Annotated in this window: 22 protein-coding genes, 4 tRNA genes and 1 pseudogene; 20 read left to right on the forward strand and 7 right to left on the reverse strand. The window is 61.9% G+C overall.

Annotation, left to right across the window (positions count from 1 at the left end):
• Positions 1-170: 170 nt before the first annotated feature.
• The 3 genes from ACFSQT_RS07895 to ACFSQT_RS07905 all read right to left on the reverse strand — a co-directional run bounded on the left by ACFSQT_RS07895 (position 171) and on the right by ACFSQT_RS07905 (position 1,363).
• Entirely contained in the window at positions 171-494 is a 324-nt protein-coding gene (locus tag ACFSQT_RS07895; protein ID WP_379018016.1) for a helix-turn-helix domain-containing protein, read from the reverse strand.
• Between the two features lie 437 nt (positions 495-931).
• Complete coding sequence (locus ACFSQT_RS07900; RefSeq protein ID WP_379018017.1) at positions 932-1,132, reverse strand: DUF1515 family protein; 201 nt, start codon at positions 1,130-1,132, stop codon at positions 932-934.
• 155 nt (positions 1,133-1,287) lie between these two features.
• Positions 1,288-1,363, reverse strand: a tRNA-Thr gene (locus ACFSQT_RS07905).
• Positions 1,364-1,544: 181 nt separating this feature from the next.
• Here ACFSQT_RS07905 and ACFSQT_RS07910 point away from each other — a divergent pair.
• The 3 genes from ACFSQT_RS07910 to ACFSQT_RS07920 all read left to right on the forward strand — a co-directional run bounded on the left by ACFSQT_RS07910 (position 1,545) and on the right by ACFSQT_RS07920 (position 2,603).
• The gene (locus ACFSQT_RS07910) at positions 1,545-1,712 is read left to right on the forward strand and encodes a hypothetical protein (protein WP_379017968.1); all 168 of its coding nucleotides are present in this window, start codon (positions 1,545-1,547) and stop codon (positions 1,710-1,712) included.
• 149 nt (positions 1,713-1,861) lie between these two features.
• Entirely contained in the window at positions 1,862-2,047 is a 186-nt protein-coding gene (locus ACFSQT_RS07915) for a hypothetical protein (RefSeq protein ID WP_379017969.1), read from the forward strand.
• A 253-nt stretch (positions 2,048-2,300) separates the two neighbouring features.
• The gene (locus tag ACFSQT_RS07920) at positions 2,301-2,603 is read left to right on the forward strand and encodes a BA14K family protein (RefSeq protein ID WP_379017970.1); all 303 of its coding nucleotides are present in this window, start codon (positions 2,301-2,303) and stop codon (positions 2,601-2,603) included.
• A 117-nt stretch (positions 2,604-2,720) separates the two neighbouring features.
• Here ACFSQT_RS07920 and bhcR read toward each other — a convergent pair whose 3' ends face one another.
• The gene (bhcR, locus tag ACFSQT_RS07925; protein ID WP_379017971.1) at positions 2,721-3,542 is read right to left on the reverse strand and encodes an HTH-type transcriptional regulator BhcR; all 822 of its coding nucleotides are present in this window, start codon (positions 3,540-3,542) and stop codon (positions 2,721-2,723) included.
• Positions 3,543-3,754: 212 nt separating this feature from the next.
• On the opposite strand from bhcR, the gene gcl reads away from it, so the two are divergent.
• From gcl to ACFSQT_RS07940, 3 genes are all read left to right on the forward strand, one after another.
• The gene (gene gcl, locus ACFSQT_RS07930) at positions 3,755-5,536 is read left to right on the forward strand and encodes a glyoxylate carboligase (protein WP_379017972.1); all 1,782 of its coding nucleotides are present in this window, start codon (positions 3,755-3,757) and stop codon (positions 5,534-5,536) included.
• 24 nt (positions 5,537-5,560) lie between these two features.
• Complete coding sequence (gene otnI / locus ACFSQT_RS07935) at positions 5,561-6,358, forward strand: 2-oxo-tetronate isomerase (RefSeq protein ID WP_379017973.1); 798 nt, start codon at positions 5,561-5,563, stop codon at positions 6,356-6,358.
• Positions 6,359-6,448: 90 nt separating this feature from the next.
• The gene (locus ACFSQT_RS07940) at positions 6,449-7,354 is read left to right on the forward strand and encodes a 2-hydroxy-3-oxopropionate reductase (RefSeq protein ID WP_379018018.1); all 906 of its coding nucleotides are present in this window, start codon (positions 6,449-6,451) and stop codon (positions 7,352-7,354) included.
• Between the two features lie 80 nt (positions 7,355-7,434).
• Here the strand turns inward: ACFSQT_RS07940 and ACFSQT_RS07945 are convergent, their stop codons facing one another.
• Positions 7,435-8,286, reverse strand: a complete 852-nt coding sequence (locus tag ACFSQT_RS07945; RefSeq protein ID WP_379017974.1) for a TrmH family RNA methyltransferase — start codon at positions 8,284-8,286, stop codon at positions 7,435-7,437.
• 202 nt (positions 8,287-8,488) lie between these two features.
• On the opposite strand from ACFSQT_RS07945, the gene ACFSQT_RS07950 reads away from it, so the two are divergent.
• Both ACFSQT_RS07950 and ACFSQT_RS07955 read left to right on the forward strand, forming a co-directional pair.
• Positions 8,489-8,573 (forward strand) — tRNA-Tyr (locus tag ACFSQT_RS07950).
• Between the two features lie 90 nt (positions 8,574-8,663).
• Positions 8,664-8,737: transfer RNA gene (locus ACFSQT_RS07955), tRNA-Gly, on the forward strand.
• Between the two features lie 79 nt (positions 8,738-8,816).
• Here ACFSQT_RS07955 and ACFSQT_RS07960 read toward each other — a convergent pair.
• A complete protein-coding gene (locus ACFSQT_RS07960) occupies positions 8,817-9,305 on the reverse strand; it encodes a YidB family protein (RefSeq protein ID WP_379017975.1) in 489 nt (162 codons plus the stop codon).
• 130 nt (positions 9,306-9,435) lie between these two features.
• Here ACFSQT_RS07960 and ACFSQT_RS07965 point away from each other — a divergent pair, with 130 nt between their 5' ends.
• Positions 9,436-9,690 carry a GlsB/YeaQ/YmgE family stress response membrane protein gene (locus ACFSQT_RS07965; RefSeq protein WP_379017976.1) on the forward strand — a complete coding sequence of 85 codons (255 nt, stop codon included), beginning with the start codon at positions 9,436-9,438 and terminating at the stop codon, positions 9,688-9,690.
• A gap of 5 nt (positions 9,691-9,695) precedes the next feature.
• On the opposite strand, the gene ACFSQT_RS07970 is transcribed toward ACFSQT_RS07965, so the two are convergent.
• Positions 9,696-10,583 carry a DMT family transporter gene (locus ACFSQT_RS07970; RefSeq protein ID WP_379017977.1) on the reverse strand — a complete coding sequence of 296 codons (888 nt, stop codon included), beginning with the start codon at positions 10,581-10,583 and terminating at the stop codon, positions 9,696-9,698.
• Positions 10,584-10,876: 293 nt separating this feature from the next.
• On the opposite strand from ACFSQT_RS07970, the gene tuf reads away from it, so the two are divergent.
• The 11 genes and pseudogenes from tuf (at position 10,877) to rplL (ending at position 18,669) form a co-directional block, all read left to right on the forward strand.
• Positions 10,877-12,052 carry an elongation factor Tu gene (gene tuf, locus ACFSQT_RS07975; RefSeq protein ID WP_013531404.1) on the forward strand — a complete coding sequence of 392 codons (1,176 nt, stop codon included), beginning with the start codon at positions 10,877-10,879 and terminating at the stop codon, positions 12,050-12,052.
• A gap of 159 nt (positions 12,053-12,211) precedes the next feature.
• Positions 12,212-13,879 (forward strand): COG3904 family protein, encoded by a 1,668-nt coding sequence (locus ACFSQT_RS07980; RefSeq protein WP_379018019.1) that lies wholly within the window; start codon positions 12,212-12,214, stop codon positions 13,877-13,879.
• 112 nt (positions 13,880-13,991) lie between these two features.
• Positions 13,992-14,474, forward strand: coding sequence for a group II truncated hemoglobin (locus ACFSQT_RS07985; protein WP_379017978.1), 483 nt, complete (start codon positions 13,992-13,994; stop codon positions 14,472-14,474).
• A 93-nt stretch (positions 14,475-14,567) separates the two neighbouring features.
• Positions 14,568-14,720 (forward strand): annotated as a pseudogene (locus ACFSQT_RS07990) (putative glycolipid-binding domain-containing protein); the annotation flags it as partial.
• 81 nt (positions 14,721-14,801) lie between these two features.
• Positions 14,802-14,877, forward strand: a tRNA-Trp gene (locus tag ACFSQT_RS07995).
• Between the two features lie 363 nt (positions 14,878-15,240).
• The gene (gene secE, locus ACFSQT_RS08000; RefSeq protein WP_013531408.1) at positions 15,241-15,444 is read left to right on the forward strand and encodes a preprotein translocase subunit SecE; all 204 of its coding nucleotides are present in this window, start codon (positions 15,241-15,243) and stop codon (positions 15,442-15,444) included.
• A gap of 27 nt (positions 15,445-15,471) precedes the next feature.
• Positions 15,472-15,999 carry a transcription termination/antitermination protein NusG gene (gene nusG, locus ACFSQT_RS08005; RefSeq protein WP_013531409.1) on the forward strand — a complete coding sequence of 176 codons (528 nt, stop codon included), beginning with the start codon at positions 15,472-15,474 and terminating at the stop codon, positions 15,997-15,999.
• 174 nt (positions 16,000-16,173) lie between these two features.
• A complete protein-coding gene (rplK, locus tag ACFSQT_RS08010; protein WP_006333334.1) occupies positions 16,174-16,602 on the forward strand; it encodes a 50S ribosomal protein L11 in 429 nt (142 codons plus the stop codon).
• A 4-nt stretch (positions 16,603-16,606) separates the two neighbouring features.
• Positions 16,607-17,305, forward strand: coding sequence for a 50S ribosomal protein L1 (gene rplA, locus ACFSQT_RS08015; protein WP_379017979.1), 699 nt, complete (start codon positions 16,607-16,609; stop codon positions 17,303-17,305).
• A 413-nt stretch (positions 17,306-17,718) separates the two neighbouring features.
• Positions 17,719-18,237, forward strand: coding sequence for a 50S ribosomal protein L10 (gene rplJ, locus ACFSQT_RS08020; RefSeq protein WP_095089664.1), 519 nt, complete (start codon positions 17,719-17,721; stop codon positions 18,235-18,237).
• A 54-nt stretch (positions 18,238-18,291) separates the two neighbouring features.
• A complete protein-coding gene (rplL, locus tag ACFSQT_RS08025; protein ID WP_023762907.1) occupies positions 18,292-18,669 on the forward strand; it encodes a 50S ribosomal protein L7/L12 in 378 nt (125 codons plus the stop codon).
• Positions 18,670-18,721: the final 52 nt, after the last annotated feature.

An 18,721-nucleotide genomic window follows, 5' to 3' on the forward strand; every position in this document is an offset into this window, starting at 1 on the left:
CGTGAGCAACGCTTGGAAGTAATCCGCCATCGGGAAATGATTGAACGCGTTGCAGCGGCCCTGGTGAACTACAAGAGCCTATTCGGCGATCAGGTCGACGTTTGCGCCGTTCGCAAATTTGCGCATCCTCGCGCAATGGATCGGAAGGGATGCCGAGGCCGCTTTGGCGTCTATTCGGAGATCGTCGCCTTGCCCGAGGCGGAGCGTGAGGCCAGGTCAGGGCGCGCTAGTGATGGGCTCCCTTCGGCGGGAAAGACAATTCCCGCTCCTTCGAAAGCCCGGAGCATAGCGGCGACATTGCGGGGCTGTGGTTTCCTTACCCCGTTCTCAAAGTCGCTGATCGTCGCTTCGCTAAGATTGGACTTGGCGCCAAGCCGCACACGCGACCAGCTCAATAGCGCTCTTGCTGCTCGCGACTGCTCTGCCGTCAGGTTTCGCACTTCACGGACCTCCTGCCGACCAACAGCGGACTGTGCGGAAGGTTCCGGAAGCATTTCAGCGTGTGCTAACAGAACGGAAACGGCTCTGCGATATTGAATCAAATTCGAGTTGCTGGGAGTTTCGATGCGAAAGCGTGTCGGCGGTTTCCGCCGCTTATGCCGACCCTGGTGGACAAGCCACCCAGGGGCGATGGCTGCACGAAGTCAAGTCGTCATCGATGATGATGCCATGCGCGTCTTCAACCGGTACTGGACACCGAAGTACCGCGACCTAGGGTTCCGGAAATGCAAAAGCTCGCAGGCTTTCCGTCGGCGCGCTGTTTGTCGCCGGGATCGCGGGTACTGCGCTCGGCGGCGGTGGTCGTCGGCTACATCGACGCCATCATGCGCGTACTGCGTGCCTAAGCTGCAGCGCTGGTCTCGCCTGAGGGCTCCTTATTGCCGCGCTCTTAAATCACGTTGCCGATTTTAGGCGGTAGTCAGCGGCCGCGCTATTTCCACTCCTTCACCTCGTCGGTGATCTGCTTGCTGTCGTCGACATCAGCCTTCATCGTCTCGACATTGGTTTTGAGGTCGCCGACTTCGCCAACCAGGTCATCCACGCGCCTGTGGGTAGTGCCGCGATGTTTGTCGGCCCGCCGATTGCTCTCGACAGCTCGGTGTGCCGATGCCGCCTCTGCCCTGCCGGCCAGGTGAAGCCATTGGTGCGCTGCGCGCTGAGGTCAGCGGATTGCGACGCGCTCACACTCTCGGTTAGGAATCAGTTTCTGTTACCCAAAACGTTACCCAGGGCTGGAATGTAACCAAGCTGGCAATTTGCAAATATGAATTAAGGCATTGATTTAATTGGTGCCCCCGGACGGAATCGAACCGCCGACCTTCGGTTTACAAAACCGCTGCTCTACCAGCTGAGCTACAAGGGCACGGCGCTCCGGTTAGCATATTTGTTGCGCCAGTAAAGACAAAACTCCGTTTTCGGTTACCCCGGCATGTGGATGGGCCGCCGGGAGGGGCATCCTGAAAACCGCCAGATCGCTTCCTACATATGGGCCAGATCGCTTCCTACATATAGGAAGGTGCAATCGCTTCGAGCAGGGGTGTCGCATGATCAGACTTGTCATCATTCTCCCCATCATCTTCGTGGTCTGGATGCTGCTGGTGAAGATCATCAGCGATGTGAAGAAGGCCAATGTCGACTGGACCGGCGTCACAACCATCATCGGCTTCATCGCGCTCGCCTTCTGGCTTCGCCATATCACCGGTATGGGGTGAGAAAGCGAATAGGAATAGCGAATAGTCCAAGGCGGCGAATGGCACCTGCTGTTTTTGCCTTTCGCTACTCGCTACTCCTTTTCCCGCGCCGCGCTGACTGATGTCCAGAGGCGAATGGGTCGCCTCGATCAGGGATCCAGGAGATCATCATGTTCAAGCGCATTCTTACGTTAGGCCTCGTTGCCATTTTCGTGGCCACCGGCGCGCTCGCCGGCACCGTCGGCACGTCGTCAGCCCACGGCATGCATCACCATCACCACTTCATGAAGCATTGGTGGTGGTGGCACTACCACCATCATCACCACAATCATGGCAGGGTGATCATTTGCCTTTGATGGAGGGACCCAATTCCCCAAAAGGGCGGCTTCGGCCGCCCTTTTTTGCTTCAGGCGTCAGGAGCCCAGCTCGACATCAAGTCCAGATTTCCGCCAAACGCGGTGTCGATGCATCGCGCCGACAGGTCTTCCAACTGGCTGATTTCCCTCGGCCAGGAAAAACCAAAAAAGCTTCGAACCTTTCTCTTTGCCGCAACGACAGATGATCAAGAGGCGGACCGATCGCCTCGTTCAACGAAGCAAGGAGATCATCATGTTCACGCGCACACTCGTTTCCGGCCTCATCGCCACCACCGTCGCCGCCACCATGCTGGTCGGCACCGTCCAGCCTTCGGCTGCGCATTCGCATCACCACGACCTTGGCATCGGCATCGCCGCCGGCGTTGGCGGCTTTGTCCTGGGCACACTGCTCGCCCAGCAGCCCCGCACCGTCTATGTCGACGAAGACGGCGGTTCGTGGCACGTCCGCCGCTGCTTCGACCGCTATGCGAGCTACGATCCGGACTCCGACACCTATGTCGGCTACGACGGCTACCGTCACTACTGCCGGCTCTGAGAGGAGGTGGCGTCTCAATCAAACGCAAAGAGGGGCGCCCCCGCCGCCCCTCCTTTTGCCGTTCGCAAGATCTTCGGGAGAGGACGGGATTGGATCCGCCTGGCACTCCGCGCCGCATCAGGCTGAGATGGCGCCGCCAATCATCCTGGTCACCTCGGCCGCGGCATCGTGGACCAGCGGCCCGATCTCGGCCAGCCGCTCCGGCGTCACCCGCACGGTCGGCCCCGACACCGAGACCCCGCCGATCGGCTCGCCGAATTCGTTGAAGATGGCGGCCGCAACGCAGCGCATGCCGGGGTGGCGCTCCTCGTCGTCCACCGACCAGCCGCGCCGTTTGATCACTGCCAAATCGTGGGCAAGGGCGGAAATGTCGGAAACCGTCTTGTCAGTGAAGCGCTGCAGCCCGGCCTTGCGCAGGATTGTTCCGACGCGCTCCGGTTCGAGATGCGCCAGCACCGCCTTGCCGATGCCGGACGCATGGAACGGGCTGCGCGTGCCCGGCCGGAAGAAGGCACGGATCGCCTGGTGCGTCTCGACCTGGCTGACAAAGACCACGCAATCGTCCTCGGCGACGCCGAGATTGGCGGTCTCGCCGGTTCTCTCCATCAGCTCCTGCATGACGATGCGGGCGCGGTCGACCAGCTTGCGGCGGCGCAGGAACGCCGCGCCCATGCGGTAGGTCTCGACGCCGATCGACCACAGCTGGTCGCTGGTGTCGAATTCGACCATGCCGTGGTTTTCGAGCGTCGTCAGCATGCGGTAGGCGGTGGAGGCCGCAAGGCCGCTTTGCGCCGATATCTCGCTCAGCGACAGGCCGCTGCCTTCCGCGACAATGGCAAGGATCCGCAGTGCCCGGTCGAGCGACTGCACCGAAGTCGTCTCGGAGGGCCCGTTGAAGGCGCGCGGGCGACCGCGCTGGCGTTTTTCGGTAGTTTCCATGGCCGCATTGTCGGCAATTCAGCCAAATAGGCAATGAAAAAGTTTTTCATTGCTGGAAGTCGCCAGATCGGTGGAAAATGAAAAACCATTTAAATTCATTGGCTAATGGCCTTTTCTTAAAAATGAAAAAATATTCTGAAAAAATTGAAAAATAGCCTGCTTGCTGGCATTCTTGGCCATCCAACAATGACAAACCCGTGGAGGCTGGAAAAATGGCCAGGATGCGCGCTGTCGATGCCGCGGTTCTCGTTCTCGAAAAGGAAGGCATTTCCTGCGCTTTCGGCGTGCCGGGCGCGGCGATCAATCCGTTCTATTCGGCCCTGAAGGCGAGGGGCACCATCCGCCATGTGCTTGCCCGCCACGTCGAGGGCGCCTCGCACATGGCGGAAGGTTTTACCCGCGCCAGATCAGGCAATATCGGCCTGTGCATCGGCACCTCGGGTCCGGCCGGCACCGACATGATCACCGGGCTTTATTCGGCCGCCGCGGATTCCATTCCGATCCTGTGCATCACCGGCCAGGCGCCGCGTGCACGGCTGAACAAGGAGGATTTCCAGGCCGTCGATATCGCCGCCATCGCGTCGCCGGTCGCCAAATGGGCGGTCACCGTCATGGAGCCCTATCTGGTGCCGATGGCGCTGCAGAAGGCGTTCCACCTGATGCGCTCGTCACGGCCGGGGCCGGTGCTGATCGACCTGCCGGTCGACGTCCAGCTGGCCGAGATCGAGTTCGACATCGATGCCTATGAGCCGTTGACGCCGTTCAAGCCGGCGATGACGCGCGCCCAGGCCGAAAAGGCGCTGGCGATGCTCAACGCTGCCGAAAAGCCGCTGATTGTCGCCGGTGGCGGCATCATCAATGCCGATGCCTCGGATCTGCTGATCGAGTTCGCCGAAATTTCAGGTGTGCCGGTCATCCCGACCTTGATGGGCTGGGGCGCGATCCCCGACGACCACCGGCTGATGGCCGGCATGTGCGGACTGCAGACCTCGCATCTCTACGGCAATGCGACGATGCTTGCCGCCGACTTCGTCTTCGGCATCGGCAATCGCTGGGCCAATCGCCACACCGGCTCGGTCGACGTTTATACGAAGGGCAAGAAATTCATCCATGTCGACATCGAGCCGACGCAGATCGGCCGTGTCTTTGCGCCGGACCTTGGCGTCGTTTCGGATGCGGGCGCGGCGCTCAAGATGCTGCTCGACGTCGCCACCGAATGGAAGACGGCAGGCAAGCTGCGCGACTGGTCCGGCTGGGCGAAGGAATGCCATGGCCGCAAGAAGACGATGAAGCGCAAGACGCATTTCGACCAGGTGCCGCTGAAGCCGCAGCGTGTCTACGAGGAGATGAACAAGGCGTTCGGCCGCGACGTCACCTATGTCACCACGATCGGCCTGTCGCAGATCGCCGGCGCGCAGTTCCTGCATGTCTACAAGCCGCGCAACTGGATCAATTGCGGCCAAGCCGGCCCGCTCGGCTGGACCTTGCCGGCCGCGCTTGGCGTTCGCGCCGCCGATCCCGACCGCACCATCGTGGCGCTGTCGGGCGACTATGATTTCCAGTTCATGATCGAGGAACTGGCGGTCGGCGCGCAGCACAAGCTGCCCTATCTCCATGTCGTCGTGAACAACGCCTATCTCGGCCTGATCCGCCAGGCGCAGCGCGGCTTTTCGATGGATTTCGAGGTCAGTCTCGCCTTCGAGAACATCAACCGCTCAGGCGATCCCCAGGCCGGCTACGGTGTCGACCACGTTGCCGTCGCCGAGGCGATGGGCTGCAAGGCGGTCAGGGTGCGCAAGCCCGAGGAATTCGCCGCCGCTTTCAAGGAGGCCCAGCGGTTGATGAAAGAGCATCAGGTTCCGGTCGTGCTCGAATTCATCCTCGAACGCGTCACCAACATCTCCATGGGCACCGAGATCGACAAGGTCACCGAATTCGAGGACCTTGCCGAACATCAGGAAGACGCCCCGACGGCGATCGTGATGCTGGATTAGATCAGCGGAAAAGGAGAAAAAGAAATGCCGCGTTTTTCAGCCAATCTTTCGATGCTCTTTGGCGAGCATGATTTCCTCGACCGTTTCGATGCCGCCGCTCGCGCGGGCTTCAAGGGTGTCGAATATATCGGCCCCTACGATCACGCCCCCGAGGTGATCGCCGCCCGGCTGAAGAAAAACGGCCTGACGCAGGTGCTGTTCAATCTGCCGCTGGGCGACTGGGCCAAGGGCGAACGCGGCATCGCGGTGCTGCCGGACCGGGTGCCGGAATTCCGCAAGGGCATCGCCAAGGCAATCACCTACGCACAGGCGCTCGGCTGCCAGCAGGTCAATTGCCTGGCCGGCATCGCGCCCGCGGGCGCCGACCGCAAGGTGCTAGAGGATGTCTTTGCCGAAAACCTCGCCTTCGCGGCGGAGAAACTGGAACAGGCCGGCGTCCGGCTTCTGATCGAGCCGATCAACACCCGCGATATCCCGCGCTTCTTCCTCAACTATTCCGACCAGGCACTGGCGCTGATCGACCGCATCGGTTCGAAGAACCTGTTCCTGCAATACGACATCTATCACATGCAGATCATGGAGGGGGATCTCGCCCGTAAAATCGAGGCTAACCTTGGCCGCATCGCGCATATCCAGCTTGCGGACAATCCCGGCCGTCACGAGCCGGGGACGGGCGAGATCAACTATCCCTTCCTCTACGAGCATATCGACCGCATCGGCTATTCCGGCTGGATCGGCGCCGAATACAAGCCGAAGGCCGGCACCGAGGCCGGGCTGGGCTGGTTTCGGGATCTGGCCGGGCAGGGCAGCGCCGCGGCTTAGCTGCCGACGCTGACGCTGCCAATCTCCCACCCGTGGGGGAGATGGCCGGCAGGACAGGGGGGCGCGAAGGAACGCAGCCTCGACAAAGACATACGACGGAGAACCACTATGGAAACCATCGGCTTCATCGGCCTCGGCATCATGGGCGCGCCGATGGCGGGGCATCTGCTGGATGCTGGTTATACGGTCATCGCCAGCGACCACCGCTCGAAGCCGCCGGCCGATCTCGTCGCCAAGGGCCTGAAGTCGGTCTCGGGCCATGCCGCCGTGGCCAAGGCTGCGGACATCATCATCACCATGGTGCCCGATACGCCGCAGGTCGCCGATGTGCTTTTCGGCGACAACGGCGTCGCGTCCGGTCTGGCCGCGGGCAAGCTGGTCATCGACATGAGCTCGATCTCGCCGATCGAGACCAAGGTGTTCGCGAAGAAGATCAATGAGCTAGGCTGCGATTATCTCGACGCGCCGGTTTCGGGCGGCGAAGTCGGCGCCAAGGCGGCGTCGCTGACCATCATGGTCGGCGGCGAGGAACAAGCGTTCGAGCGCGCCAGGCCCGTGTTCGAGAAGATGGGCAAGAACATCACGCTGGTCGGGCCGAACGGCGTCGGTCAGACCACCAAGGTGGCCAACCAGATCGTCGTCGCGCTGACCATTGAAGCCGTCGCCGAAGCGCTTGTTTTTGCATCGAAAGCCGGTGCAGATCCGGCCAAGGTCAGGCAGGCGCTGATGGGCGGGCTGGCGGCGTCGCGCATTCTCGAAGTGCATGGCGAGCGCATGGTCAAGCGCACCTTCGCGCCGGGCTTCCGCATCGAACTGCACCAGAAGGATCTTAATCTCGCACTGGAAGGGGCAAGGGCGCTCGGCGTGGCGCTGCCCAACACCTCGACGACGCAGCAGCTGTTCAATTCCTGCGCCGCCAATGGCGGGGCCAAAGAGGATCACTCGGCGCTGGTTCGTGCGCTGGAGCGGATGGCCGCGCATGAGATAGGGCAGTAGGGCAGTAGGGCAGTAGGGCAGTAGGAATAGGTTTCGGCGCCGCTTTTTTGCTTTCCCTACGCCCCTACTGATTTACTGCCCTACTGCCTTAAGAATTTCCTCGCCGCATAAAGACTCACCGCCGCCGCGTTCGACACGTTGAGCGAGCGGATGGCACCGGGCATGTCGAGCCGCGCCAGCGTCGTCACCGTCTCGCGCGTCCTTTGACGCAGGCCCTTGCCCTCGGCGCCGAGAACCAGCGCGATCTTTTCTCCCGAAAAACTCGTTTCGAGTTCCGCCGGCCCGTCCGAATCAAGCCCGATGGTCTGGAAGCCGGCCTCGTGCAATTGGCCGAGCGCATCGGCGAGGTTCTTCACCTCGATCTGGTCGATATGCTCCAGCGCGCCGGAGGCCGACTTTGCCAGCACGCCCGATTCCTGCGGGCTGTGGCGGGCGGTCGTGATCAGCGCGCCGGCGCCGAAGGCGACCGCCGAGCGCAGGATGGCGCCGACATTGTGCGGATCGGTGACCTGATCGAGCACCAGCACCAGCCTCGCATCGCCAAGTGCATCAAGCCGCTTCGCTTTCAGCGGCTCGGCCTCGATCAGCACGCCCTGATGCACGGCGTCCGACCCGGTAAGCTTGTCGATATCCCTGGGTTCGACCAGTTCCGCCTTGAAGGGCAGGGCGCCGAGATCGGCTATTTCCAGGCGCTCGGTGGCATTGCGCGTCACCAGCATCTTTCTGATCTTGCGGCGCGGATTGTCGAGTGCCGCCCGCACCGTGTGCAGGCCATAGAGCCGCACCAGGCCATCCGCGGCATGTTCGCCCGGCGGAACCGGCTGTCGAGGCCTGAATGCCGGCGCGCCGCCGCTTTTCTCGTCGCGATAGGCGCGACGCAGCTTGGCGTAGTGGGTGTCTTTCGGCGTCTTGGAATTGTTGTCGTTGCTCATGGCCGGCTTCTATAACCGTGTCGCGCGGCAATGGATACCGCCGGTTCGAACGGCTTGCCGGATGGCAGACGAAATTCAGCGCGTTTTGCCGGGATCTTGCGGTTGACAGTTTTGGACGGTGCCGCCATAAGGCGCTTCGCGGAAGGCTGCTGAGGCGGTCGCGACGCGTCGATGCCTTGTTGCATGGCTCCGGCGGCAGACTGGAGAGGTGCCCGAGTGGTTAAAGGGGACGGACTGTAAATCCGTTGGCTATGCCTACGTTGGTTCAAATCCAACCCTCTCCACCACTGCCGGCCCGGAAGCCCTGAAACGCAAGGCATCGAACCGAAAAGTGTATAGCGGTTTTCGGGTGAATCCGATACTTCACTGAAAGGCGCGCGGGTATAGCTCAGTGGTAGAGCAGCAGCCTTCCAAGCTGAATATGCGGGTTCGATTCCCGCTACCCGCTCCAGATTTTCATCCCTACGATCTGCAAGCCGAAACACCGCGCGGCAACGTGCGCAGTGCTCCAACTGTGCAGATCCCTTGCGCTAGCTGTTGAACGCGGACGCAACCTGGTGTTGCTGCGGCACCTGGCCGTTCGGCGTCAGCTTGTCGATGACGCCGGGCAAGGCCGTTGACAGTTGCTTGAGCAATTGCTGCTCGTCCATTCCGGTCCGCTGCGCGATCTCGTGGATGACCTGCGGCCCGAGTGCGGCGCCGAGATCGTTGGCGTTGATCGACTGGTTCTGCCCGGTGCCGACCCACGAATCCGCGACGTTGCCGTGGCCTGCATCCCTAAGCTTGTCGAGCAGGCCGCCCAGTCCACCAAGCAGGCCGCCGTCGGCCGGGGCCGTTCCCGTGGAAGCAGGGCCCGTGGAAGCAGGGCCCGTGGAAGCAGGGCCGGTCGGGGTCTCGGTCTGATCCGGCTGTTCGGCACTTCTGCCGCTCAGCATTTTTCCGACCAGCAGCGCGCCGAGCGCGATCATCAGCGGTTTGGTGATGTTGCCGCTGGGAACGGCATTGTCAAAAAGTCCCATAGTGGATCCTCCATAACGGCCAAGCCCGACCCTCCTCAACAATGGGGCATTCGGGCGGAATTTCAAGTTGGCTTGAGGTTTTGACAATCCTGTGAAAATCTTTGGGCGGCGGGCGGATGGAGAGGAAAAAATGTCAGTCATCAGCTGGATCATACTCGGCGTCATCGCCGGCTTCCTGGGCAGCAAGATCGTCAACAAGAGCGGCCAGGGCATCTTGATGGACATCGTGCTCGGCATCGTCGGCGCCATTGTCGGCGGCCTGATCTTCAGCGCCTTCGGCGCGTCGGGCGTCACCGGCCTCAACATCTACAGCCTGATCGTTGCCGTGATCGGAGCGGTGGTCGTGCTGTGGGCCTACCACCAGTTCAGCGGAAAACGGGCGTAAAATGGTTAGGCGACCACGGTCAGCCGGCGCTTACGCTGATCCAGCGAGACGATAGCCAGTCCGCTGCCGACCACCAGCAGGATGCCGCAGACCGCCAGCGCGTTGGGGAATTGCCCGAACACCAGCAGGCCCGAAATGACCGCCCAGACGGTGAAGCAATAGTAGAACGGCGCAACCGCGCTGGTCGGCCCGACGCGATAGGCCATGAAGATGAAGAAGTGGCCGAAGATCAGGAAAAATCCGGCGCCGGCCATCAGCAGTAGATGGCGCGCCTCGGGCATGACCCAGCGCTCGGAAACCAGATGCGCGGCACCCGCGCCGATCAGCACCACCACGACAGCGGAAATCGCCACGATCATCCCCGGCACCTCGGCCGTGACCCGCCTGCCGGCAAGGTCGCGCGCCGCCGACAGCGCCGCGTTGCCGAGCGCCAGCAAGGCGTAGACCGAAATGCCTTGCATGGTCGGTTGCGCCACCATCAGCGCGCCGATGAAGCCGAGCCCGATCAGCGCCATGCGCTGGCCGCCGATCCGCTCGCCAAACAGGATCGAGGAGCCGACCAGCATCAACAGCGGCGTGATCTGTCCGAGTGCCGTCGAATCCGCGATCTGCATGTTGGCGAGCGCCACCACGTAGCAAAGGATCGCCGCCAGCTCGAGCAGGTTCCTGCGCAGCACGCGCCTGTCGAAGATCAGCGGAATATGCTTGCCGTAGCCCAGCGCGAACAACAGCGGGAAGCCCCAGAGCGTTGCCGCCGCGCCGCGCAGAAACAGCACTTCGTAGGACGGCAGGCCCGACGTCGCGAGTTTCATCATCGTATCGTTGACGAGATACGATCCGGTCGAGACGATCATGAACAGGGGGCCGCGGATGGCGGTTGGAATGAAATGCATCCGGCGAAGAAATCAGACCTCGATGACGACCGCAATGGGCCATGAACTGGCCATGAATCAGACAGGGCCGGGCAGGCAAGACAGCGCTCTCGTGGCTTCGATCGACCGGCCTGTCGCCCATTTCATTTCGTCTCGTGCCTTCCTATATCAGCGCCACACCCCGCAATCGGATCAATGGTTCGGACTGAGCGAGACGGCACCCGGCCAAAAGACGCTTGTGTTTTTGGGCCTTTGTCGCTAATCGCCCCGCATTCGACTGAACTGAAGGTCCAGGCCGTCCAAGGAAAGAGACTATGGCAAAAGGTAAATTCGAGCGTAACAAGCCTCATGTGAACATCGGCACGATTGGTCACGTTGACCATGGCAAGACGTCGCTGACGGCGGCGATCACGAAGTATTTTGGCGAATACAAGCGCTACGACCAGATCGACGCGGCCCCTGAGGAGAAGGCGCGCGGCATCACGATCTCGACGGCGCACGTCGAATACGAGACGGCCAACCGTCACTACGCTCACGTCGACTGCCCCGGCCACGCCGACTATGTGAAGAACATGATCACCGGTGCGGCGCAGATGGACGGCGCGATCCTGGTTGTGTCGGCCGCCGACGGCCCGATGCCGCAGACCCGCGAGCACATCCTGCTGGCCCGTCAGGTCGGCGTGCCGTCGATCGTGGTGTTCCTGAACAAGGTCGACCAGGTCGACGACGCCGAGCTGCTCGAACTGGTCGAGCTCGAGGTTCGCGAGCTTCTGACCAAGAACGAGTTCCCCGGCGACGATATTCCGATCGTCAAGGGCTCGGCGCTGGCTGCCTTGGAAGATTCGGACAAGAAGATCGGCGAGGACGCGATCCGCGAGCTGATGGCTGCGGTCGACGCCTACATCCCGACCCCGGTTCGTCCGCTCGACAAGCCGTTCCTGATGCCGATCGAGGACGTGTTCTCGATCTCGGGCCGTGGCACGGTTGTGACCGGCCGCGTCGAACGCGGCGTGGTCAAGGTCGGCGAGGAACTCGAGATCATCGGCATCCGTCCGACGACCAAGACGACCTGCACCGGCGTCGAGATGTTCCGCAAGCTGCTCGATCAGGGCCAGGCCGGCGACAACATCGGCGCGCTGCTGCGCGGCGTTGACCGTGAAGGTGTCGAGCGCGGCCAGGTTCTGGCCAAGCCCGGCACGGTGAAGCCGCACAAGAAGTTCGTGGCCGAAGCCTACATCCTGACCAAGGACGAAGGCGGCCGTCACACGCCGTTCTTCACCAACTACCGTCCGCAGTTCTATTTCCGCACGACAGACGTGACCGGCATCGTGTCACTGCCGGAAGGCACCGAGATGGTGATGCCGGGCGACAACATCACGGTCGATGTCGAGCTGATCGTGCCGATCGCCATGGAAGAGAAGCTGCGCTTCGCCATCCGTGAAGGCGGCCGCACCGTCGGTGCCGGCATCGTCGTCACCATCAAGGAATAACCGACGCCGGCATCTGCCGGGCCGGGTTCGAAACAGAAAGGGCGGTCCTTGGGCCGCCCTTTTCTTTTGCCTGGCGATCGGGCCCGTATTGCCGGGGCGAACCCTGTTGCAAGCCTTTGGACCTCGTCTAGTATAGGTTGCATCAAGGGGCTTTTCCCAATGCTTCCAGGGCGCCTTCCAGATCGTCAGGCTTTGTGGTCGCTGCGGCTGATCTGTCTGCTGGTGTTGCTTGTCATGGGGCATGCCGCCTTTGCGGCGGATCCGGCCGGGGATTTCGGTCCGACGATGCGCTTTGTCATTGTCCGCAGCAATGCACCGGGCTGCGAGCCGATCTGTCCGGAATGGATCTCGGCCGAAGGCTCGATAGAAGCCGGAACGCCGGCTCTGTTCAAACGCATGCTCAAAATGCTTGGCGGCCAAAATCTGCCGATTGTCGTCGATTCTCCCGGCGGCAATGTCGAGGCGGCGCTGACGCTTGGCCGGCTGATCCGCAAGAACAAGCTCGATATCGCCGTCGGCAAGACCCGGTTCGACGGCTGTCTGCCCGACGTGAAGGGCTGCACGGAAAACGACGGCAGGGGCGGCCGTTATTTCGGCGACGCCGACGCCAGCGGCGCCATGTGCAATTCCGCCTGTCCGCTGATGTTTGCCGGCGGCATCAGGCGGTTGGTCGGCGAAGCGGCCTATCTCGGGGTCCATCAGATCACCACGACCTACATCCGCACGAAACTGCAATATCGGACCACCTATCGCATCGTGGGCGGCAAGAAGAAGGTGCTCAGCACAAGAATCGTCAGCCGAAAGAGTGCCGGCAGCTACAAGACCTACCAAATGAGCAAGGCGGTGGAGAAAAGGCTGGCGGCCTATCTTGACGGGATGGGCGTCGGACAGGGCGTGCTCGAAACTATGAAGGACACCCCGGCCAGCGCAATCCACCAACTGGAAGTGCAAAACATGCTTCGCATGAAGCTGGTCACCAGCCTGGATTCCGTCGACTTGCTGACTGCGGGAACCATATGCCGCGCGACTCCGCTGCCCGCGAATTGCCGGGACGTGCCGGTTCCGGCAGGCAAGGCCACGCCGCCGGTTGGCAACAAAGTCGCGAAGCCCGCCGAAGTCGCGCCGGCCGAACCCGAAACCGTGCGGCAGGACACTGTCCCCGACATGCGCTTCGTTCTGGTGCGCGGCAAAAGTTTCCTCTGCGATCCCGATTGTCCGGAGTGGATCGCAGCGGAAGGCAAGATTAACGCGCAGACGCCGGAGAAGCTGCGCCAACTGATTGGCACCCTGGGGGATCGCCGGCTCCCGGTCGTGATCAGCTCGCCGGGAGGTGACCTGCCCAGCGCTCTCGCCACCGGGAGGCTGATCCGCGAACGCAGGCTCGACGTGGCGGTCGCACGCACGGAGTTCATGGAATGCGAGCCGGAGAAGCCGGGCTGCATCGCTCAAGACGGTGTCTATGCCGGGCTCACGAATGATGCGTTGGGCGAATGCGATGCAGCCTGTCTGATCATGCTTGCGGGCGGTGTCAGACGTCTTGTCGGTCCCCATGCACGGGTGAGCCTGCAGTCGCTGGAACTGAACCAGCAGGTCAAGACCTACCTCGAAGAGATGGCGGTCGGGCCTGACCTGTTTGCCGCGATAAAGCTCCATTCGAGCCAACGGCAGCTTGACGCCGGGACGCTGCTCAAAATCGGGTTGACGACAGGGCCTCAATCGGCGGATGAGCTCACGGGTGCTTCCATATGCAAATCGGCACCGAAGCCGGGCAACTGCCGCCTGGTGTCGGCGCCCGGGCTGCAGGTCAACGCACCCACCAAGTCATAGTTTCGGCAGCGCGGTTGGGCCGGACTGGCCATCGAGGCAGGTTGAGCGATCCCAGACATTTCAGCTATCGTCATCTCCGACATTGTCTGGGGCTGGTGGAGGAAAAACGAAAATGAGCCAGGACGTCCCGACATTGTACGACTGGGCCGGCGGCGCCGAGGCCCTCAATCGCCTGACGGAAACCTTTTACGACAAGGTGCTGCGCGACCCGATCGTCGGGCCGGTGTTCAAAAACATGTCGCCGGATCATCCCGCCCACGTGGCGGCGTTCATCGGCGAGGTTTTCGGCGGACCGAAAACCTACAGCGAAAAATTCGGCGGCCACCGCGAGATGGTCATGCATCATCTGGGCAAGCATCTGACCGAGGAGCAGCGCCGCCGCTGGATCAATCTCCTGGCTGATGCCGCCGACGCGGTTGGGCTGCCCGACGATCCTGAATTCCGCTCGGCCTTCATGGGCTATGTCGAATGGGGTTCGCGGCTGGCCAAGATGAACTCCCATCTCGGCGAGACCTGCGATCCCGAGACGGAACCGATGCCGGCCTGGGGCTGGGGCGTGCCGGGCGGGCCGTATCGGCCACCGGAAACGAAGTAGCGTCCAGCCGCCACGGGAGTGCCGGGCTGATGCCGGAAGATATGAAGATCGTGCGCTGGCACGAGTGGGACGGGCCAGGCCTCATTTCCCGGCCTTACCGTCGTCGCCAATCCGCAGCGCTGCACATGCCTCAAGGTGGGCAGGCGATATCTCTATGAATCGCGCGCCAGCGACTTCAAGCGCGAACTCGAGATCGACCGCGACGGGCTAGTGGTCAGCTATCCCGATTTCTGGCGCAGGGGTTAAGGCGCGTTTGCTTGCAAACCACTCTTTACAGAGCGTGCGGAAGCTTTTAGGAAGCGCCTGCTGCGCCGACACGCGCACGATACGGGCATAGCTCAGTTGGTAGAGCGGCGGTCTCCAAAACCGCAGGTCGTAGGTTCGAGCCCTGCTGCCCGTGCCATTTCTCGAAATGGCCGTCAAAACGATATTTCTCCGGTCTGGCCTTTGAAAACCGGCGACCCGCTTGCCATATTAGCCCGATTGAGGCATAAGGGCGCCATAGCCGGGACGGAACGACTGGATGGTTCCGAGGCGGTGTTTGGTCATAAAGCGGACACTTGCCACTTGCGTGGATCAAGAATCGGTTTTATGTAGACGAAACAGACACGCGACGCGTGGAGCTGGGAAGCCGGCTTTACGCGTCTGATTTGCATGGGCGAAATGATTGCGCTGATTCGGCGCGAAAATGAGCCCAGGCGGCACGTCCCGGCCAGCGGGATCATCCAGGAGACCCGGCCAACGGGTCTTGAAGACAGAGCGGCATATGGCTTCGAAAACCACAAATCCTTTCGTCTTTCTCCAGCAGGTTCGCGCGGAGACCGCCAAGGTGACTTGGCCGTCGCGGCGCGAAACGATGATCTCGACGGTGATGGTTCTGGCTTTTGCTGTGATCGCGATGATCTTTTTCTTCACCGCCGATCAGCTCATGGGCCTCGCGGTCGAGCAGATTCTGGGCATTGGACGCTAAGTCCGGCGATTACGGAGACGTCTTGAAATGACAGCGCGGTGGTACATCGTCCACGCCTATTCGAACTTTGAAAAAAAGGTCGCCGAGGACATCGAGAACAAGGCCAAGCAGAAGGGCCTGTCCGCCGATATCCACCAGATCGTGGTGCCGACCGAGAAGGTCGTCGAGGTTCGTCGCGGCCGCAAGGTCGATGCCGAGCGCAAGTTCTTCCCAGGCTATGTGCTGCTGAAGGCCAATCTGACCGACGCCGTGTTCTCGCTGGTCAAGAACACGCCCAAGGTCACCGGCTTCCTGGGTGACTCCAAGCCGGTGCCGATCACCGAGGCGGAAGCGCAGCGCATCCTGAACCAGGTGCAGGAAGGCGTCGAGCGGCCGAAGCCTTCGGTCACGTTCGAGATCGGCGAGGCGATCCGCGTTTCGGATGGTCCCTTCGCGTCGTTCAACGGTTTCGTCCAGGAAGTGGACGAGGAGCGGGCGCGGCTCAAGGTGGAAGTTTCGATCTTCGGGCGCGCCGTGCCTGTCGATCTGGAATTCGGACAGGTCGAAAAAGGCTGATCCGAAGTCCCTGCGCCAAGTGCGGCAGGGAAGGGCGGCGCGGAGATCGCGCGGCTTTCGAGAACGGTGGGAGACGAATGCGGCTTTAGCCGGCCGCATGGATCGCACCACCAGACTGCAACCGCCGGGTTTCCCAGATAGTGGGCGTCGGCATAGACAAAGGCAGGAAAAGAGATGGCTAAGAAAATTGCAGGCCAGCTCAAGCTCCAGGTGAAAGCGGGATCGGCCACGCCGTCTCCCCCGATCGGCCCGGCGCTTGGTCAGCGTGGCATCAACATCATGGAGTTCTGCAAGGCGTTCAACGCGCAGACCCAGGAAATGGAAAAGGGATCGCCGATTCCGGTCGTCATCACCTACTACCAGGACAAGTCCTTCACCTTCGTCATGAAGACGCCGCCGGTGAGCTACTTCCTGAAGAAGGCGGCGAACCTGACATCGGGTTCGAAGGAGCCGGGCAAGATCAAGGCCGGCACGATCGGCCGCGACAAGGTTCGCGCCATCGCCGAGCAGAAGATGAAGGATCTGAACGCAAACGACGTCGAGGCGGCCATGCGCATGGTCGAGGGCTCCGCCCGCTCGATGGGTCTGGAAGTGGTGGGCTGAGATCATGGCAAAGATTGCAAAGCGTGTATCGAAGACCCGCGAAGGCATCGATCCCAACAAGGCTTACGCCCTGGGTGAAGCGCTGAAGCTGCTCAAGGACCGCTCGTCGGTCAAGTTCGACGAGACCGTCGAAGTCGCCATGAACCTCGGCGTCGACCCGCGCCATGCCGACCAGATGGTCCGCGGCGTGGTCAACCTGCCGAACGGCACCGGCCGCTCGGTTCGCGTCGCGGTGTTCGCGCGTGGCGACAAGGCTGACGAAGCTCGCGCCGCCGGCGCCGACATCGTCGGTGCCGAGGATCTGGTCGACATCGTCCAGAAGGGCACGATCGACTTCGATCGCTGCATCGCCACGCCGGACATGATGCCGCTGGTCGGCCGTCTCGGCAAGGTGCTCGGCCCGCGCGGCATGATGCCGAACCCGAAGGTTGGCACCGTCACGTCAGACGTTGCCGCCGCCGTCAAGGCATCGAAGGGCGGCGCCGTCGAGTTCCGCGTCGAGAAGGCCGGCATCGTTCATGCCGGCGTCGGCAAGGTCTCGTTCGAGGTCAAGGCTCTGGAAGAGAACATCCGCGCCTTCGCCGACGCGGTGACCAAGGCAAAGCCGGCTGGCGCCAAGGGCAACTACGTCAAGAAGGTGTCGGTCACCTCGACGATGGGCCCGGGCCTCAAGCTCGACGTCTCGACGCTCGCGGCGTCCTGATAAGCTTTATTGGGATTGGCCGTTAAAGCGCTGATCCGCAAAAGAATTCCGGGCCTCCAACCCAGGTTGGCGGCCCGGTGCCGGAAGTCGGAAGGCTTCCGGACATCCTGTCCGAGATTGCAGGCGGCCCGAGCCTTAGGTTGAAAAGGGGGGCCTTAATTCATGTGGGCCTGCATGAGACGGGTGAAGACCGGACAAAGGAGCGACCGCTCCAATGAAAGGTTCGAACCGTGTTTGCCTTTTGTCTGCGCATCGCCGGCTTGGCCGTCGATGTGGCGAAAGGGGGCAGGATCCTCGAGCGTCGTTCGGGAGATCCGTTACTGGATGGCCCGGCCGACAAAAGGCAACCCGACGCCTGTCCTCGTGAATGGGATGTTCCCGTTAACAGGATTGGGGTCAACTGGAGATAGGCAGTGGACAGAGCGGAAAAACGCGAACTCGTCACGGGCCTGAACGGTGCGTTCTCGAACGCAGGTTCAGTGGTCGTGGCCCACTACGCCGGTATCACCGTCGCGCAAATGAACGACCTTCGGTCGAAAATGCGCGCCGCCGGTGGCACCGTCAAAGTCGCGAAGAACCGTCTCGCCAAAATCGCTCTTCAGGGCACGGACTCCGCATCGATCATCGATCTGTTCAAGGGACAGACGCTGATTGCTTATTCGGAGGATCCGATTGCGGCGCCGAAGGTCGCGTCCGATTTCGCCAAGGGAAATGACAAGCTCGTCATTCTCGGCGGCGCAATGGGCACCACCTCGCTCAACGCCGACGGTGTGAAGGCACTCGCCACACTTCCGTCGCTCGATGAGCTGCGCGCCAGGCTGGTTGGCATGATCGCCACGCCGGCAACCCGGATCGCCCAGATCGTCAATGCGCCAGCGGCCTCGGTCGCGCGCGTCATCGGCGCTTACGCCCGGAAGGACGAGGCGGCATGAGGCCGTTCCTCGCTATCACAAACACACGTTCGAACCTTATGAAGGAATACAACAATGGCTGATCTCGCAAAGATCGTAGACGACCTTTCGAAGCTGACCGTCCTCGAGGCGGCCGAGCTGTCGAAGCTTCTGGAAGAAAAGTGGGGCGTTTCCGCCGCTGCTCCGGTGGCTGTTGCCGCCGCTGGCGGTGGTGCGGCCGCTGCTGCTCCGGTCGAGGAAAAGACGGAATTCGACGTCGTCCTCACCGAGGCAGGCGCTCAGAAGATCAACGTCATCAAGGAAGTCCGCGCCATCACCGGTCTTGGCCTCAAGGAAGCCAAGGATCTGGTCGAAGCGGCTCCGAAGCCGGTCAAGGAAGGCGTTTCCAAGGCCGACGCTGACAAGTTCAAGGCCCAGCTGGAAGCAGCCGGCGCCAAGGTCGACCTGAAGTAAGCGTAAAAGCGGCGGACGGCCTCGCGCCGTCCGCCATTCCCTTCGCCTGGAG

Origin of the sequence: Mesorhizobium calcicola (assembly GCF_042682105.1) — a bacterium.
GTDB classification, from domain to species: Bacteria; Pseudomonadota; Alphaproteobacteria; order Rhizobiales; family Rhizobiaceae; genus Mesorhizobium; species Mesorhizobium calcicola.

Bases quoted from the DNA above. Each gene is read 5' to 3' on its own strand.
- tuf (WP_013531404.1), top strand. From the start codon at position 10,877: ATGGCAAAAGGTAAATTCGAGCGTAACAAGCCTCATGTGAACATCGGC.
- ACFSQT_RS07960 (WP_379017975.1), bottom strand. From the start codon at position 9,305: ATGGGACTTTTTGACAATGCCGTTCCCAGCGGCAACATCACCAAACCG.
- gcl (WP_379017972.1), top strand. From the start codon at position 3,755: ATGGCCAGGATGCGCGCTGTCGATGCCGCGGTTCTCGTTCTCGAAAAG.
- nusG (WP_013531409.1), top strand. From the start codon at position 15,472: ATGACAGCGCGGTGGTACATCGTCCACGCCTATTCGAACTTTGAAAAA.
- ACFSQT_RS07985 (WP_379017978.1), top strand. From the start codon at position 13,992: ATGAGCCAGGACGTCCCGACATTGTACGACTGGGCCGGCGGCGCCGAG.
- rplL (WP_023762907.1), top strand. From the start codon at position 18,292: ATGGCTGATCTCGCAAAGATCGTAGACGACCTTTCGAAGCTGACCGTC.
- ACFSQT_RS07945 (WP_379017974.1), bottom strand. From the start codon at position 8,286: ATGAGCAACGACAACAATTCCAAGACGCCGAAAGACACCCACTACGCC.
- ACFSQT_RS07920 (WP_379017970.1), top strand. From the start codon at position 2,301: ATGTTCACGCGCACACTCGTTTCCGGCCTCATCGCCACCACCGTCGCC.
- secE (WP_013531408.1), top strand. From the start codon at position 15,241: ATGGCTTCGAAAACCACAAATCCTTTCGTCTTTCTCCAGCAGGTTCGC.
- rplA (WP_379017979.1), top strand. From the start codon at position 16,607: ATGGCAAAGATTGCAAAGCGTGTATCGAAGACCCGCGAAGGCATCGAT.
- ACFSQT_RS07910 (WP_379017968.1), top strand. From the start codon at position 1,545: ATGATCAGACTTGTCATCATTCTCCCCATCATCTTCGTGGTCTGGATG.
- otnI (WP_379017973.1), top strand. From the start codon at position 5,561: ATGCCGCGTTTTTCAGCCAATCTTTCGATGCTCTTTGGCGAGCATGAT.
- ACFSQT_RS07915 (WP_379017969.1), top strand. From the start codon at position 1,862: ATGTTCAAGCGCATTCTTACGTTAGGCCTCGTTGCCATTTTCGTGGCC.
- ACFSQT_RS07970 (WP_379017977.1), bottom strand. From the start codon at position 10,583: ATGCATTTCATTCCAACCGCCATCCGCGGCCCCCTGTTCATGATCGTC.
- rplK (WP_006333334.1), top strand. From the start codon at position 16,174: ATGGCTAAGAAAATTGCAGGCCAGCTCAAGCTCCAGGTGAAAGCGGGA.
- ACFSQT_RS07895 (WP_379018016.1), bottom strand. From the start codon at position 494: ATGCTTCCGGAACCTTCCGCACAGTCCGCTGTTGGTCGGCAGGAGGTC.
- ACFSQT_RS07965 (WP_379017976.1), top strand. From the start codon at position 9,436: ATGTCAGTCATCAGCTGGATCATACTCGGCGTCATCGCCGGCTTCCTG.
- bhcR (WP_379017971.1), bottom strand. From the start codon at position 3,542: ATGGAAACTACCGAAAAACGCCAGCGCGGTCGCCCGCGCGCCTTCAAC.
- ACFSQT_RS07980 (WP_379018019.1), top strand. From the start codon at position 12,212: ATGCTTCCAGGGCGCCTTCCAGATCGTCAGGCTTTGTGGTCGCTGCGG.